The 15,209-nt window shown below is 54.4% G+C and carries 13 protein-coding genes; 7 read left to right on the top strand and 6 right to left on the bottom strand.

The features are described 5' to 3' along the window. Positions 1 to 14 precede the first annotated feature (14 nt). The 4 genes from CPH80_RS20375 to CPH80_RS20360 all read right to left on the bottom strand — a co-directional run bounded on the left by CPH80_RS20375 (position 15) and on the right by CPH80_RS20360 (position 4,857). Complete coding sequence (locus tag CPH80_RS20375; protein ID WP_096280938.1) at positions 15 to 386, bottom strand: DUF4870 family protein; 372 nt, start codon at positions 384 to 386, stop codon at positions 15 to 17. A 71-nt stretch (positions 387 to 457) separates the two neighbouring features. Beyond that, positions 458 to 2,098 carry a methyl-accepting chemotaxis protein gene (locus tag CPH80_RS20370; protein WP_096280936.1) on the bottom strand — a complete coding sequence of 547 codons (1,641 nt, stop codon included), beginning with the start codon at positions 2,096 to 2,098 and terminating at the stop codon, positions 458 to 460. Between the two features lie 238 nt (positions 2,099 to 2,336). Then, on the bottom strand, positions 2,337 to 4,367 hold the full coding sequence (locus tag CPH80_RS20365; RefSeq protein WP_096280934.1) for a PhoX family protein: 2,031 nt from the start codon (positions 4,365 to 4,367) through the stop codon (positions 2,337 to 2,339). Between the two features lie 196 nt (positions 4,368 to 4,563). Next, positions 4,564 to 4,857 (bottom strand): hypothetical protein, encoded by a 294-nt coding sequence (locus CPH80_RS20360; RefSeq protein ID WP_096280933.1) that lies wholly within the window; start codon positions 4,855 to 4,857, stop codon positions 4,564 to 4,566. A 261-nt stretch (positions 4,858 to 5,118) separates the two neighbouring features. Between CPH80_RS20360 and CPH80_RS20355 the strand changes: the two genes are divergently transcribed. Continuing rightward, the gene (locus CPH80_RS20355) at positions 5,119 to 6,420 is read left to right on the top strand and encodes an alkane 1-monooxygenase (protein ID WP_096280931.1); all 1,302 of its coding nucleotides are present in this window, start codon (positions 5,119 to 5,121) and stop codon (positions 6,418 to 6,420) included. 24 nt (positions 6,421 to 6,444) lie between these two features. Here the strand turns inward: CPH80_RS20355 and CPH80_RS20350 are convergent, their stop codons facing one another. Further along, positions 6,445 to 7,224, bottom strand: coding sequence for a crotonase/enoyl-CoA hydratase family protein (locus tag CPH80_RS20350; protein ID WP_096280929.1), 780 nt, complete (start codon positions 7,222 to 7,224; stop codon positions 6,445 to 6,447). Continuing rightward, positions 7,224 to 9,026 (bottom strand): acyl-CoA dehydrogenase, encoded by a 1,803-nt coding sequence (locus CPH80_RS20345; protein WP_096280927.1) that lies wholly within the window; start codon positions 9,024 to 9,026, stop codon positions 7,224 to 7,226. Before CPH80_RS20345 ends, CPH80_RS20350 begins: the two co-directional genes overlap by 1 nt. Before the next feature lie 174 nt (positions 9,027 to 9,200). On the opposite strand from CPH80_RS20345, the gene CPH80_RS21905 reads away from it, so the two are divergent. The 6 genes from CPH80_RS21905 to CPH80_RS20315 all read left to right on the top strand — a co-directional run bounded on the left by CPH80_RS21905 (position 9,201) and on the right by CPH80_RS20315 (position 15,194). After that, positions 9,201 to 9,365, top strand: coding sequence for a hypothetical protein (locus CPH80_RS21905; protein ID WP_166671492.1), 165 nt, complete (start codon positions 9,201 to 9,203; stop codon positions 9,363 to 9,365). 370 nt (positions 9,366 to 9,735) lie between these two features. Further along, positions 9,736 to 12,537 (top strand): monovalent cation/H+ antiporter subunit A, encoded by a 2,802-nt coding sequence (locus tag CPH80_RS20335; RefSeq protein WP_096280922.1) that lies wholly within the window; start codon positions 9,736 to 9,738, stop codon positions 12,535 to 12,537. Continuing rightward, the gene (locus CPH80_RS20330; protein WP_096280919.1) at positions 12,537 to 12,905 is read left to right on the top strand and encodes a Na+/H+ antiporter subunit C; all 369 of its coding nucleotides are present in this window, start codon (positions 12,537 to 12,539) and stop codon (positions 12,903 to 12,905) included. Before CPH80_RS20335 ends, CPH80_RS20330 begins: the two co-directional genes overlap by 1 nt. After that, a complete protein-coding gene (locus CPH80_RS20325) occupies positions 12,902 to 14,440 on the top strand; it encodes a monovalent cation/H+ antiporter subunit D (RefSeq protein ID WP_096280916.1) in 1,539 nt (512 codons plus the stop codon). Before CPH80_RS20330 ends, CPH80_RS20325 begins: the two co-directional genes overlap by 4 nt. Then, complete coding sequence (locus CPH80_RS20320) at positions 14,440 to 14,928, top strand: Na+/H+ antiporter subunit E (protein ID WP_096280914.1); 489 nt, start codon at positions 14,440 to 14,442, stop codon at positions 14,926 to 14,928. The genes CPH80_RS20325 and CPH80_RS20320 overlap by 1 nt, the downstream gene beginning before the upstream one ends. Beyond that, positions 14,925 to 15,194, top strand: coding sequence for a K+/H+ antiporter subunit F (locus CPH80_RS20315; RefSeq protein WP_096280911.1), 270 nt, complete (start codon positions 14,925 to 14,927; stop codon positions 15,192 to 15,194). Before CPH80_RS20320 ends, CPH80_RS20315 begins: the two co-directional genes overlap by 4 nt. Positions 15,195 to 15,209: the final 15 nt, after the last annotated feature.

Genomic DNA, 15,209 nt, shown 5'->3' with positions numbered 1-15,209 from the left:
GTCGGGCAGATACTTCAGACAGGTGCCTTGCCATCATTCAGCGCCAGGGCGCCTTTTACAATTCGGTAGATCACCCAGATCGAGATGCCCAGAAGAATGAACCACCCGACAATCAGAAAGGTGGTCACAACACCAATAACCGTCCACAACAACCCTATCCAGAAGGTGCGGATCTGCCAGCGAAAGTGCGGCTCCACCCAGGTGCCGCGAACATCATCCTGCTTTACGTAATTGATTATCACGCCAACCAGCCCGGTGATACCCCCCAGAAAAAACGACAGCCCCTGAAGGATATAAACCACCACGGCGAGGTTTCGCGCGGGATCGGCGCGGCGTGATAACTCGTTCGCTTGAGCGTCGGCAGGAATGAAATCCGAGTCAGCCAAGGCACATCTCCTTTTTCAATATGAGCCTAAAGTCTAACACAGGCCTTGGCGCTGACTTCCCGCGCGCACGATCAGTGATTGTCCGGACGGTATCCAAGCCGGAAGCCACCCCATTGCCGGCCATTCACATAAACTGGAACAGAGAGATCGTGCATTATTTCGCCTGTATCTCGGCGATAGGTTTGCAGCAGCATATCCTCAGTGTGGCTTCCGCATCGGATTCCCGTGCGATCATTAAACAGCCGCTTGCTACGGCTGCGCACAAGATCCGCCTCAGCATCGCCGGTAGGCGCGTGAGCAAATTCCTGATTGTGGGTCGGAATATAGCCATCCGGCGCCGCCACAATCGCAAACACCAGAGCCGCGTGCGAGCTCTTCACTTTCTCCTGAACCACTGGCAAAAACCGATCAGTAAAGGCGTCAAAGCTGCTTGAATACTTAGTGGGCTGGGTGTTGGGGATGGGCTTTCTCGATTTATCGAACAGGGCATTTTCAGTCAGTTTGCCATCGCGGATGGCCTGCCCAAAGATCTGGCCGATCTGCTCTGCCCCAGCGCGCGCCTGATCGTAGAAGAATCTGTGATAGCTGGAGCCACTGTTCCGTGCGAACGCCGCATTAGCCACTTCTGCAAGCTCCATCAGTGTGGCTGCCTGCTCCGCCAGCGAAACAACACTGGTATCGCTTTCAGAGATCTGGTCCCTTACGGTTTCGATAGCCGAGAATACGTGAGTCAGGCTGACTTCGTTGTTTTGATCAATCTCCGCAATACGGGCGATTTGTTGCTGAACGCGATCAGACTGGTCACGTATCTGATCAAGCCGCTCTCCTACGGTTTCTACCGACGCAAGGCCCTCCTCAACGCTGCGGGCAAGATCTTCAATACGGGTAACGATCAATGCGGTATCGGAACGAACCTCCTGCAGCGTTTTCGCTACTTCGCCAGTCGCTTGAGCGGTGCGACCAGCCAGTTGCCGGACTTCATCAGCAACCACTGCAAAGCCTCGCCCCTGATCTCCGGCCCGGGCGGCTTCAATGGCCGCATTAAGCGCCAGCAGGTTCGTCTGCTCTGCAATGCCTTGAATGGTGGTGGTCACCCCCTGAATTTTGTTCGATTTGTCATTAAGCTCCTGGATCAGACGCAGGTTTTCCCCTGATTGCTGATGCACTACGCGTATGCTGTCAATCGCTGTGGTGAGTGCCTCGCGCCCCTCGGTGCTGGCTTGCCGGTTCTGCAAGGCCATGGTGGCAGCATCGCTAGCTTGTTGTGAGGATTCCCTTACGGTTTCGGTAATCTGTCCCGCGTAATCGGCCATTTGTGCGGTTTCCTGAACCTGAAGATCCAGCTGTAATTTGAGCTGGTCTGCAGCGTAGGAAACCTGCGCAGCAGAAATGGCATTTTTATCAGCACTTCCAGAAAGTGCCTCTACCAACGCCCTGCCTGATCGTGCGTCGGCAAGCAGCTGCTCACACTTGGATCGTAGAGGGTGATTTTCGTCCAGCGTTCCATTATTCAACCCGTCCAGCCCGCGATCAACTGGCTCCAGAACCCTCACAATCAGGAACGCTGCCGCAGCCACAAGGCCAATGACCAGACCGATAGACAGTGATGCCGGATCCAGACCTAACAAGGGCGCCACCAACACACTGGCAACCGCAAGAACAATTGCAATTGCGCTGCCCCAAAAAACCGTTACGCGATCAAGCAACCCCATAAAAACCTCGTTGTTGTTATCATTTCTGCTCGTAGTTTTTGTTATGTCTGATAGCCAAACGGTTATCCAGCCAGTTTAGAGACTAGAGAGTTGAAGCGGATTAATAACTTATACTTAAGTAGATTTACCTAACTTAACGGCCAGGTTGAGCGATTCTTAAACAAAAAAACCGCAAACCCGATGCCCCTTTATGATCAGGCCACCAGGTTTACGGTTTTCTGCAAGGCTAGCCTAAAGCTCAGGCGCCAATCACACCCTTGTCGTCGCGGGTAACGATGACGGTTGCGTCTCGGGGGTGGTCGCCTTCGTTACCAAAGGGCCAGTCTTTTTTGGGATGCTGGATATTTACAAACATGGTTCTAACATCCGGCGTGGTTACAACTCCGGTTACCTCACAGCCCTGCGGCCCCACGAAGAAGCGCCTAATATCCCGGGTTTTGGGGTTGGCCGCGAGCATCATGTTGTTCTGATACGGTGGCGCATCAGAGCCATCTGTCTGGATCCAGAGGCGGCCATTGTAGTCAAACCACAAGCCATCCGGGCTATTGAAGATGTTGTCGTCAGTCAGCGATACAACAACTTCGCCATCCGCCACCGTTTCTGTTCCCTGCGTTCCAGCAAACACAAAGATATCCCACTGGAACCCAGTTGCGGCGAAATCGTTGTCGCCTTCGCTCCAGCGAATAATGTGGCCCGTGCGGTTTTCTGCATTGGGGTTCGCAGCATCAACCTGTTCTTCCGTGCGCTTGGAGTTGTTGGTCAGGGTGAAATAGACCTCACCTGTGTTCGGGTCAACCGCTCCCCACTCCGGGCGATCCATAGGAGTCGCTCCTGCGATATCGGCTGCCAGGCGTGTATTCAGAAGAACATCCGCCTGATTTTCAAAACCCTCAAACTGCACATCACCCACCAATGAACCCTGTGCCGTTTCCACACTGGCCGCAAAGGCCGGGTCATCAAGGGTCAAAGGCAGCCAGTCGCCAGATCCGTCCTCATTAAAACGCGCGACATACAAGGTGCCTTCATCCAGCAAATAGCCGCTGGCAGTTGCTGCGTAATAAGGCCTTGAGGATACAAATTTGTAGATATATTCAAAGCGCGAATCGTCACCGGAGTAACAGACAACGGGTTTGCCTTCCTCTACCGGCGCAAAGATTACGCCCTCGTGCCCAAACCGGCCCAAAGCCGTGCGCTTCTGAGGTTTGCTCTCTGGCGTAAACGGATCGATTTCTACCATGTACCCAAAGGTGTTGGTCTCATTACGGTAGTCCTCCCCAGCGCTCTGTGCCGTGGGCGTGATGTTGAACCGAACGTACTGGTCGTCCCCGCCTTCAGCAAGTTCCCAGTCGTAGCGAGTTGAACTGCCAACGCCATGGCGAGTCTGTTCCCGTGGCTGCGTTTGCGCGCTGTTTGCAAAGTAACCGTGCCAGTTTTCTTCCGCCGCGAGGTAGGTTCCCCACGGGGTTGGGCCCATAGAGCAGTTATTCAACGTGCCCCGGGTCTGGGTGCCATTATGGCTGAACCGGGTCGCGAGCTTGTGGTAACCGCGAACCGGTCCACGGATATCCATATCCGTATTCCCAGTAACCCGGCGGTTGAAGGGGCTTCCGAATACAATGTCCCAGGTACCCGCGCTGTCTTGCTTTATGTGAACCACAGATACGCCGTGAGCGGCTACTTCCTTACGCACTTCATCGGTCGGGCGCATGCCATTCGAGTTATAGGTTGGTCCTTCGGGATGCAGAGCAGCCTGATTAATATACTCATGGTTCATTACCAGCAGCCCTTCGTCAGAGCGATTGCCGCCAGCTTTGAAATCAATCGGGAAAAAGTGCATGCCATCGTGGTGCATGCCTACCTGCTGTTCCTGATCCGCCCCCGAGTTGGAAGCGTCTGCCCTGAATGCTGGATAGGAGCCGGTAATCGGTGTTCCCCAAGGCAAAAAGGCTTTTGCGGAGTATCCCGCGGGTACAACGACGTTGTTTGCAGTGGATACGGCTATCGCTTCAAAACCAAGATCGGTTGCATTCGTATTATCGACATCAGGGTCTGTGCCCTCACTGCCGTTATCACCCTTGCTGTCGCTTCCACAGCCGGCAAGGCCAACACCCATGATGCTGGCCAAGGCCGCGCCCACGCCGCCTTTCATCAGAGTACGGCGCTGCATTCGCGCCGCCAGCACCTCGTGGAACACTCGGTTTCCGGAGTGGTTCACGACGGGTTCGTAATCGGGATCCAGGTAGTTGGAATCAAGGTTGTGCTTGGCCATGTTATGTCTCTCTCTGTCTTTCGCTGATCAACATACGGATGTTGTCGAAGTGACAGTGTCGGCAGGAGACATGACAATGCGGGGACAGTAAAAAGACAAAACCGTTAATCTTTTCTGAAAAAGACTAACGGTTTTAACTCACACTAATAGAAGTGCTCCGACGCAAGTAAAACGCGCCGGAGCAAAAAAGCGACTGTTAGTCGGTCACTTCGTCGTAGCCTTCTTCAATGGAGTCGCCGGCTTCATCGGCGGCATCACCCATTTCGTCGCCGGCGTTTTCAGCACCTTCTTTCATTTCGCCCATCACGCCTTTGTCTTGGCCGGTGGCTTCTTCATAGGTCTCTTCCATCGAATCGCCTGCATCGTCCACCATTTCTTCAGCGTTGTCAGCGGCTTTATCGAAATCAGCTCCCTCATTATCTTCGGAGCTGCAAGCTGCAAGACCCAAAGTCAAAAACATAAGAAGTGCGCTGAGAGTTAACTTATTCATAACATATCCCTCTGTTGGTAAACGTTTGTAACCGTGTACAGAGTAAAGCCATGTTCGGCACCACACAATTACCTGCTGATTACCCTTTATTTAACCAATCGCTCCGCAGACCCGCTAAAAGCCCGGCTTAGGCTTGCTCATTCGGCTAACCAAGTACCCTTTGTCATTTCGAGCCAACCTCCCCAACACGACCTTAAATTGTTGCATTGAAAGATTGTCCGACATAAGTTCAGGTTACGCGCACCGCATTGGAGAGACACCATGAATGCAAAAACCCGTGACAACCTTGATTCGCAATCAGCTAAAAGGCTGGTAAAAAGCCCTATAGCAGCCAGCACTGTGGAAAAGTGGAAAGACCCGAAACGTTACCTTTGGCTTTTAGGGCCGGCCTTGCCCGGCATAGGTCTGGCAGCACTAACCGGTTATGCAATAGCTCCAAAAAAGCTCAAAGCCCTTGCGTGGACTGGCCCAGCACTGGTTCATGGCATTATTCCGGCGTTGGATCGTGCCATTGGAGAGGATAAGAGTAACCCGCCAGAATCGGCAGTCGATTCACTGGAGCAGGACAAGTATTACGGCCGCATCGTAAAGGCATTTATCCCCACACAGTATGCAATGACGTTTATGGGTGCCTGGTTGGCCAGCCGTAAGAATACGCCCATTGAGGACAAAATCGGTTTGGCACTGACCGTTGGCGCCGTCAATGGCATTGGCATCAACACCGCTCACGAGCTGGGCCATAAATCCAGCAAGTTCAACAAACTGATGGCTATGGCTGCTCTGGCACCAACGGGCTACACCCACTTTGTTGTTGAGCACAACTTTGGTCACCACAAGCGGGTAGCAACTCCAGAGGATCCCGCGAGCAGCCGCATGGGTGAAAGTTTTTGGAAGTTTTTACCGCGCTCGGTGTTTGGCGGTATGAAATCGGCCGTGGAGATTGAGAAGGCGCGCTTGGCCCGCAAGGGCAAAAGCTTCTGGAGCCTGAACAACGAGCTGTTACAGGGCTGGGCCATGAGTGCCGGCTTCTTCGGTGCGACCACACTGGTCTGTGGCCCACGGGCGGTGCCGTTCTTGGCCGCACAGGCAGTGTACGGCGCCAGTTTGCTGGAGAGCGTGAATTACATTGAACATTACGGACTACTACGCCAGAAAGACAATAACGGGAAATATGAGCGCACACAGCCAGAACACAGCTGGAACAGTAATCACATTGTGACGAATCTGTTCCTGTATCAGTTGCAGCGCCATTCTGATCATCACGCCCACCCGCAGCGAAGCTACCAGGCATTGCGGCACTTCGAGAAGGCGCCGCAGTTGCCCGGTGGCTATGCCTCGATGTTAGTGCCTGCCTACGTGCCGCAATGGTGGTACGAGACCATGGATAAGCGCGTGATTGAGCACTACGAAGGCGATATAAGCACGATCAACTGGGACCCGAATCGCAAGGCGGAGCTGATGGCGAAGTATGCGGATTACGCTGCGGAGGTTGCCGCCAAGGCTGAGGCGCGCAGGGAAAAGAGGCTGGTTCAGCTTCGGAGAAGGCCGCCTAACAAGCTCTAATCTCTGAAAGATCGGAGTATTCGGTCACCTTCCTTTGAAGACTGCATCCCGTCTTTCAAGGAATGACTGAATGCCTTCCTTAACATCTTCGCTGGCCATTACTGGCTGTAGATCTGGAAACAACCGCTGCTTTGCCGCTTCCTGGCCTTCGCTTACTGCGATTTTGGATGATTTCAAACTGCCACGCACACCCAGCGGTGCGGCGCTGGCTATCTTCTCCGCGATTTCCAGAGCCACGTTGAACTGTTCACCCGGCTCAACAAGTTCCTGTATCAGCCCCCACTCAAATGCCTGCTCTGCCGTCCATTCGTCGCCGGTCAGGAGATAACGCTGGGCGTTGCCCCAACCGATTTCACGCTGCAGGCGGATTGTCGCACCACCGCAGGCGAAGATGCCGCGTTTGACTTCCAGCTGTGCAAAGCGAGTGCCTTTGGCCGCTACACGGATATCTGTGTTCAGCATCATCTCGACACCGCAGGTGAAGCAGATGCCTTGAGCCGCGAACACGACAGGTTTGCTGAGACCGTCACCGGTTATATGAAACGGATCTAACTCGCCGTCACCTGGCTCTATACCCTGCCCGTTAGCGAATACACCCGCCCAGTCGTCCAGTTGCAGGCCGCTGGTGAAGTGGTCGCCTTCTGCATACATCAGCCCTACTCTCAGATCGTCATCGTGTTCCAGCTGGTAATAGGCAGCAGCTATCTCGTGGTACATGGCACGGTTCATGGCGTTCATTTTTTCCGGGCGGTTCAACCCGATCAGCAGGATATGACCTTTCTTTTCAACGTTAACCAAAGCCATCAGAACCACTCCGCCTTCATGTTCAGGCACGTGTCGTCCATATTCCGCAACAGCACCAAATCCTGAGCGACCGTCGGCAGCTCCCAATGGAAGAAGTACTGGGCGGCCTGGAGTTTGCCTTGGTAGAAGTTGCGTTCGCCGTCGGTGTTGGCTGAAGCCAGCGCATTGGCGGCAGCGTTAGCTTGGCGCAGCCACATCCAGGCGACAATAATGTGCCCAAACAGGTGCAGATAACAGGAAGCGTTGGCGAGGGTCTTGTCCACTTCGCCGCTCATGAGGGATTTGCCAAGGTCTTGGGTGACTTTAACAGCCTGTTGCAGTGTTTCACTCAATGACAACGCCCATTGCTGGCAGCGGTCGGTGGTGGCGCCTTCCAAATCTACCTGCATTTCCTGCATCAGTAGCTGCAAGCCATGGCTTTGATCCTGCCAAATTTTACGGCCCAGCAAGTCCAGGCCCTGAATACCGGTGGTGCCTTCATGGATAGGATTCAATCGGTTATCGCGCCAGCACTGTTCCACCGGGTACTCACGAGTGTAGCCGGCACCGCCGTATACCTGAATGGCCAGGTCGTTGGCTTTCGGGCCATGTTCGGAGGGCCAGGTTTTGATAACCGGTGTGAGCAGATCGAGCAGTTTGCCGGCTTCGATGCGCTTTTGTTCATCCGGATGGGTGTGCTGATCGTCCATCAAGCGGGCGCCATACAAGCAAAGAGCCAGCCCGCCTTCGCTGTAGGCTTTCTGGGTCAGCAGCATTCGGCGCACATCGGCATGTTCGATGATCGGTACCTGAGGGCTTTCCGGGTTCTTTTCCGAGGCTTTACGGCCCTGCAGGCGATCTTTGGCATATGCCAGGCTGTGCATATAACCGCGATAGCCGATCACCGCTGCACCAAAGCCCACGCCTACCCGGGCTTCGTTCATCATCTGGAACATGTACTTCAGGCCCTGATGAGGCTCGCCCACCAAATAACCATGACAAGGCGCATCGTCACCAAAACTGAGCGCGGTAGAAGTGGTGCCACGGTAACCAAGTTTGTGGATCAAGCCGGCGAGGCTGACGCCGTTGCGATCCGTCGGGTTGCCATCGGTGTCTATGCGGAACTTGGGAACGATAAACAGGGAGATGCCTTTTACGCCTGCCGGAGCACCTTTGATTTTGGCGAGCACCATGTGAACGATGTTTTCAGTAATGCTCTGCTCGCCACCGGAGATGTAGATTTTTGCGCCTTTAATCAGGTGGTGGCCTTCATCTGTTGGCGTGGCGGAGGTTCGGATATCCGCCAGCGACGATCCGGCATGAGGCTCAGTAAGCGCCATGGTTCCGGAATAACGGCCGCTAAGCATGTTAGGCAGAAAGCTGATTTTCTGTGACTCGTTGCCGAAAACGCGGATGAGGTTGGCGGCCGCAGTGGTTAGGAACGGATAGCCTGCGGTGCCTGGGTTGGCGGCGGTGAAGAAACCGTTGCAAGCGGCCATAACGGATTCAGGAAGTTGCATGCCACCGAGCTCGTAATCATAGCGGCCGGCGATAAAGCCCGCTTCAGCGTATGCGTCGAAGGCTTCTTTTACTTCAGGCAACATTTCCACTTTGCCGTTAACGAACTTGGGTTCGTCTTTATCAGCCGCGCTGTTGTGGCTGGCGAACTTCTCTCTGGCCATTTTGTCGGCGGTTTCGATGACGGCATCGAAGGTATCACGGTTGTGTTCGGTGAAGCGGTCGCGGCTGATCAGGCTTTCGGTATCGAGAACTTCGTAAAGTTGAAACGCCAGATCGCGGCGGTCTATCAGAGTATCAGTCATTTATGCAGCTTCCTGGTGATTGGCTGGAGCATCTGTTGATTGCCTATAGGCTCTCACAACCGGGTTTTCGTGGGAACCCGGTTTGGCCCGGGTTATGCATCGGGTTACCCTAACGGCCACTGGCTGGATGTTTCCGTAAAGTATCTTGACAGGTGTTATGTGGGAGAAAATGCCATGACCTCACCAGTTCGACAACCCCAAGCTGAAATTCTTAGCCGGCTATACAGCATGAAGCTTGCACAGATTGAACAGGCGACCCACCAGGGCAATAGCCTGCGTAATCAGGTATTGGAGGCCGAAGCTGAGGCCATTTTTAATGCCCTTAAATCTGCCCGGTGACAAAAAGGGGCCTCGCGGTGCCCCTCCACGTCACTCTTGAACACAATTTCTGCGTTTGATCGATCACAAGTTGACTTGACCTGCGAGCCCGGGCACGTATCATCAGTTTCCAGGTTTTACTAACGGAGCAACCATGACCGCAAGGTCCGTCGGCTGCATGCAGTTCAATCGCCCCCCAATTACCGCTGACATCGCGCTGCATCGCGGGCGTTTACCGTACCTCCCAGACCCACCAGCCTCTCGCTGAACCAACTCTTGTGGCCCGGCATATTCACTAGATGCAACTTGTGCAGGGTAGCCCACCGGAGACTAGACTCAGGCTAATAAGCCATCTCCATTCAAAAAAAAGAAAACCGCTAACGAGGTTGCGATGTCGCTACCGCTGGTTGTACTACTGCCGTTTCTGGGGGCCATAGCCGCACCCCTGTTTGCCCAAGGCGGGCGAACGGCTATCGCAATAGCATCATCTGTCCCTGCGTTGATTGCACTGGCAGCGCTGTTTCCACACTGGTCTGTTCTTGCCGCGGGCGGTACCGTGCTGCACAGCTATGAGTGGCTCCCTGCACTCGGGCTTTCGTTTAGTTTTCGTCTGGATGGCCTGGCGCTGCTGTTTGCGCTGCTTATACTGGTCATCGGCCTTCTCGTCATTCTCTATGCCCACTACTACCTCAAAGCCCATGAGAATGTAGCCAAGTTTTACTCCCTGCTTTTGTGCTTCAAAGGCTCAATGCTGGGCATAGTGCTCTCTGGCAACCTGCTGTTGATGCTCATTTTCTGGGAACTCACCAGCTTGACGTCGTTCCTGCTGATCAGTTTCTGGACACACAAACAGGATGCTCGGCGTGGTGCACGTCTTTCACTGGCCGTTACCGGAGGCGGCGGCCTTGCCTTGCTGGCGGGCATTTTGCTCATTGGCAATATTGTTGGCAGCTTTGAACTGGACGATGTACTCGCCGCCGGCGATCAAATTAAAGCCCACGCCTTGTACCCAATTGCACTGACTCTGGTTTTGCTCGGCGCCTTCACAAAGTCCGCCCAGTTCCCGTTTCACTTCTGGCTGCCCCACGCCATGCAGGCACCCACGCCGATCTCTGCTTACCTGCATTCTGCCACCATGGTAAAAGCCGGCATATTCCTGATGGCGCGCCTTTACCCTGCTTTGGCAGGAACCGAGCAATGGTTCTACATGGTTAGCTTCACGGGCCTGGTTACCCTTCTGCTTGGCGCCTATGTCGCGATGTTCAAGCATGATCTTAAAGGTCTGCTTGCTTATTCAACGGTAAGCCATCTGGGCCTGATCACCCTGCTGCTTGGCATGGGAACACAACTGGCTACCGTCGCGGCAATATTTCACGTAATAAACCACGCCATCTTCAAGGCGTCACTGTTCATGGCTGCCGGTATCATTGAACACGAAACAGGCACCCGGGATATGCGCCGAATCAATGGGCTCTGGCGTTATATGCCCCATACCGCCACGCTGGCGATGGTTGCAGCCGCCTCTATGGGGGGCGTTCCTCTGTTGAACGGCTTTCTCAGCAAGGAAATGTTTTTTGCAGAATCACTCCAGCTCAACCTTCCTGGCCTGTGGTCATGGGTGCCGCCGATTGTCGCGACCTTGGCGGGCATCTTTGCGATAGCCTACTCGGCGCGCTTCATTCACGACGTTTTCTTCAACGGCAAGCCAGTTGACCTACCAATATTCCCGCCCCATGAACCACCGCGTTACATGAAAATTCCCGTGGAAATTCTGGTGTTCGCGTGCATTATGGTTGGCATTTTCCCGACGTTCTCCGTTGGCCCTCTGCTCTATTCTGCTGCGTCGGCCACCCTCGGTTTTGACGCGCCGGATTATCAGCTTGCGGTGATCCATGGCCTGAACCTGCCCCTGTTGATGAGTTTCCTGGCGTTTTTTGGTGGCTTGCTGATGTACAGCCAGCGTCAGCGCTTCTTCGATTTCCATGACCGTTTCCGGGAGATTGACGAGAAAGCCGTGTTTGAGGCCGTGGTTTCAAAGTTCGTGCATCTGGCTAACCGCTTTACCGGATGGGTCGAAAATGGCTCGCTGCAGCGCTATGCCATGCTTCTGATCGTAAGCGTTATTGCGGTAACCGTCATGCCGCTGATCGACAACGGCTTTTATATTGGCGAGAACGGGCTGAGTGCGATTGACTGGCCAACGGGGATTGCCGCGGGTGTGCTTATGGTATCTGCATTGGCAACGGCCGTTTGGCACCGGGAGCGCTTTTACGCACTGGTGCTGCTGAGCGTGGTTGGCCTGATTGTCGCGCTGGCGTTTGCCCGCTTCTCCGCACCGGATCTGGCCATGACACAGCTCTCAGTAGAAGTTGTCACCATTGTTCTGTTAATGCTAGCGCTCTACTACATGCCTTCTTGGACACCCATGGAGAGTTCCAGGGCCCAGCGCACGCGCGATATCCTCATCGCCCTGGCGGCAGGCACAGGGATGACTCTGATTACACTGGCCATGCTCACTCAGCCGTTCAGTTCCATTTCCGAATTCTTCCTTGAAAACAGCAAACCAGGCGGCGGTGGAACCAACGTGGTTAACGTAATCCTGGTCGACTTCCGTGGCTTCGATACCTTAGGCGAGATAACAGTACTGGCGATTGCGGCGCTTGGCATTTATGCCATGTTGAAAAACACCTCCCTCACGCCACCCCCGGGAGATGGATTAGGGCGCGCTTGGACACGGGATCATTACCCCCTGATGCTCAGACAGATTGCCCGACCTATGCTGCCGCTGGCACTCATGGTGTCTGCCTATATTTTCCTGCGCGGGCACAACTTGCCCGGTGGCGGCTTTATTGCTGGTCTGATAACCTCCGTGGCGCTGATTCTTCAGTACATTGCCAGTGGCATGATATGGACTCAGGATCGTATTCCGTTCCGGTACCATAATGTTATTGGCCTCGGCCTGCTGCTTGCGACCATCGCCGGCGCGGGCAGCCTAGCCTTCGGCTACCCCTTCCTGACGACCGCATTTGGCTATATCACCTGGCCCGTTGTAGGCAAATTCGAAGTTGCCTCGGCTCTGATATTTGATCTGGGCGTATACATGGCTGTGATTGGCGCCACCCTGCTCGCACTGGTCAGCATTGGCCGGCTGTCGCCGCATTCGGCTATCAAGAGTAAAAAGGAGGGCGTGTAATGGAACTGTTATTTGCACTGGTTATCGGTGCCTTAACGGCATCCGGCGTTTATCTGTTGCTACGCGCCCGCACCTTCCCCGTCATCCTGGGGCTGACTCTGCTGTCTTACGGCGTAAACCTGTTCCTGTTCGCCACCGGGCGCCTCGCCACCGGCCAGCAACCTATCATCGGAACCACCGCCAACTATACCGACCCACTGCCCCAGGCACTGGTGCTCACAGCAATCGTTATCGGCTTTGCTATGACAGCGTTTCTGGTTGTTCTGTCCCTACGCAACCTAGCAGATAACGATGGCGACCATGTGGATGGCCAACGCGACAAAGCCCCACCCTCATCGAAACAAGAACGGGAGGTAACCGGTAAATGACTCACTGGCTTATCGCTCCGATTCTGATACCCCTGCTCGGCGGCATTTTGCAGATATTCATGGGCTATGCGCCAGTCAGCCTGCGTCGCACTCTGGCAATCGCCACTACCGTACTCATGCTGGTTTCCACTGTTGTACTGCTAGTGCTTGCCAGTGATGGCAGCTATCGCATTTATGCTTTTGGCAACTGGCAGCCTCCCTTCGGCATCGTGCTGGTTCTCGACCGGCTAGCAGCACTGATGTTGGTGCTCACGGGGGTTCTCGGCTTGTTCTGTCACATCTACGCCAGTGGCGGTGCCGATGAGGGTAATCGGCAGTTTCACGCGCTGTTTCTGTTCCAGTTGATGGGGCTGAACATTGCCTTTCTGACCGGCGATCTGTTCAACCTGTTCGTTGCCTTTGAGGTTCTGCTTATCGCCTCCTACGGGTTGCTCATGCATGGCGGCGGAACGGCACGCACTGTGCCAGGGCTTCATTATGTTGTTCTGAACCTGGTGGGCTCTGCACTGTTCCTGATCAGTGTGGGCATGATTTATAGCGTAACCGGCACACTAAACATGGCGGATCTTGCTGTAAAAATCCCACAAGTGACCGGTAACAACCTGAATATTGTGAAAGCCGGTGGCATGATGCTACTGGTAGTTTTTGGCCTGAAAGCCGCGATTTTGCCGCTGTGTTTCTGGCTGCCCAAAGCCTATGCCAAGGCAACGGCACCAGTGGCTGCGCTCTTTGTGGTTATGACCAAGGTGGGTGTTTACGCCATTATAAGAATCTACCCGTTAATTTTTGGAGAAGGCGCTGGAGAGCTGGCGAATTTGGGTATGGACTGGCTGTTCCCTCTGGCACTGATCACACTCAGCATGGGCGTTATCGGAGCACTGGGTGCCAACAATCTGAAAACGTTGGTGGCCTGGCAGATCATTATTTCCGTGGGAACCCTGCTGGCCCCCATCGCGCTGGGCTCCGTGGCAGGACTATCCGCTGCTCTGTTTTATTTGGTGAGCACCACCTGGACTGCCGCCGGCCTCTTCCTGGTTTCTGAGCTGGTCGCAAGCCAGAGGGGAACGGCCGGCGACAGCATCGTTACCGCACCGAAAATGCGCCACCAGACATTCCTGAGCGTGCTGTTTCTTATCGGCGCTGTGTCTGCCGCCGGCTTACCGCCCCTAAGCGGCTTTTTTGGCAAACTACTGATTCTCCAGTCCGTTGAGCCCGGGGTCGAAATGGCTTGGTTATGGGGCGTTCTGTTGGTGGGCAGCTTCCTGACGCTGATAGCTTACAGCCGCGCCGGCAGTATCGTTTTCTGGTGGCACGTAGATGGCCACCTGGAAACCCCAGAACCCATGAACTACCGAGTTTCAATCTCCACCGGTATTCTTACCTGCCTCACCATGCTGATCGTTGTACTAGCCGGACCTGTAAGTGACTATACTCGTGCGACTGCCGAGCAGTTGCACGACAATCGTGGCTATATCAATATTCTGCAGACTCCCATGCACGTTCCGCAGAACCCTTTGATCGGGGAGAGTAACTGATGTTCGATCGTCTGAGTTTTCCTCAACCCTGGCTGAGCCTGATTCTGTTCGTTACCTGGCAGATCCTCAGCGACGGGGTATCCGGTGGCAGTGCTGTTCTCGGTCTGATCCTGGCCTGGCTGATTCCCCAAATGACTCACGGGTTCTGGCCCGAGCGCCCCGCCTTTGTAAAAACCTGGCGTATGCCGGCATACGTACTGCGAGTGTTGAAAGACATTGTGGTGGCCAGTTTTTCTGTGGCCTGGCTTATCCTCAGTCCCCGCACGCCACGCCCGGCTTTTATCTCTTACCCGCTTAAGCTTGAGCACCCGTTGGCAATATCTATTCTGGCCAGCACCATCTCGCTCACGCCGGGAACCGTCAGCGCGGATATAAGCGATGACAACAAGACCCTGTTGATTCATGCGCTGGACGCCACCAATGATCAAGAGGTTATTGACGCCATTCACAACAGCTACGAAAAGCCGTTGATGGAGATGTTCCAATGATCACTATTGCTCTATACCTCACCATCGGCATGGTGACCCTGGCCGCGCTGCTAAACGTATACCGTTTAATCAAAGGGCCGGATGAGCCCGACCGGGTTCTGGCGATTGATACGCTCTATATCAATGCCATTGCTCTGATTATCCTGCTGGGCATTACTCTTGGCACACGTATGTACCTTGAGTCTGCCCTTTTAATTGCGGTTATGGGCTTTGTCAGTACGGTGGCCATGGCTAAATATCTGAAGCGGGGCAGCGTCATTGAGTAATAATCGGAGTAAATC

The sequence above is a fragment of the Marinobacter sp. LV10R510-11A genome, assembly GCF_900215155.1.
In the GTDB taxonomy this organism is placed as follows: domain Bacteria; phylum Pseudomonadota; class Gammaproteobacteria; order Pseudomonadales; family Oleiphilaceae; genus Marinobacter.
Note: the sequence above shows the minus strand (reverse complement) of the source record. Positions and strands in the feature narration are given on the sequence as shown.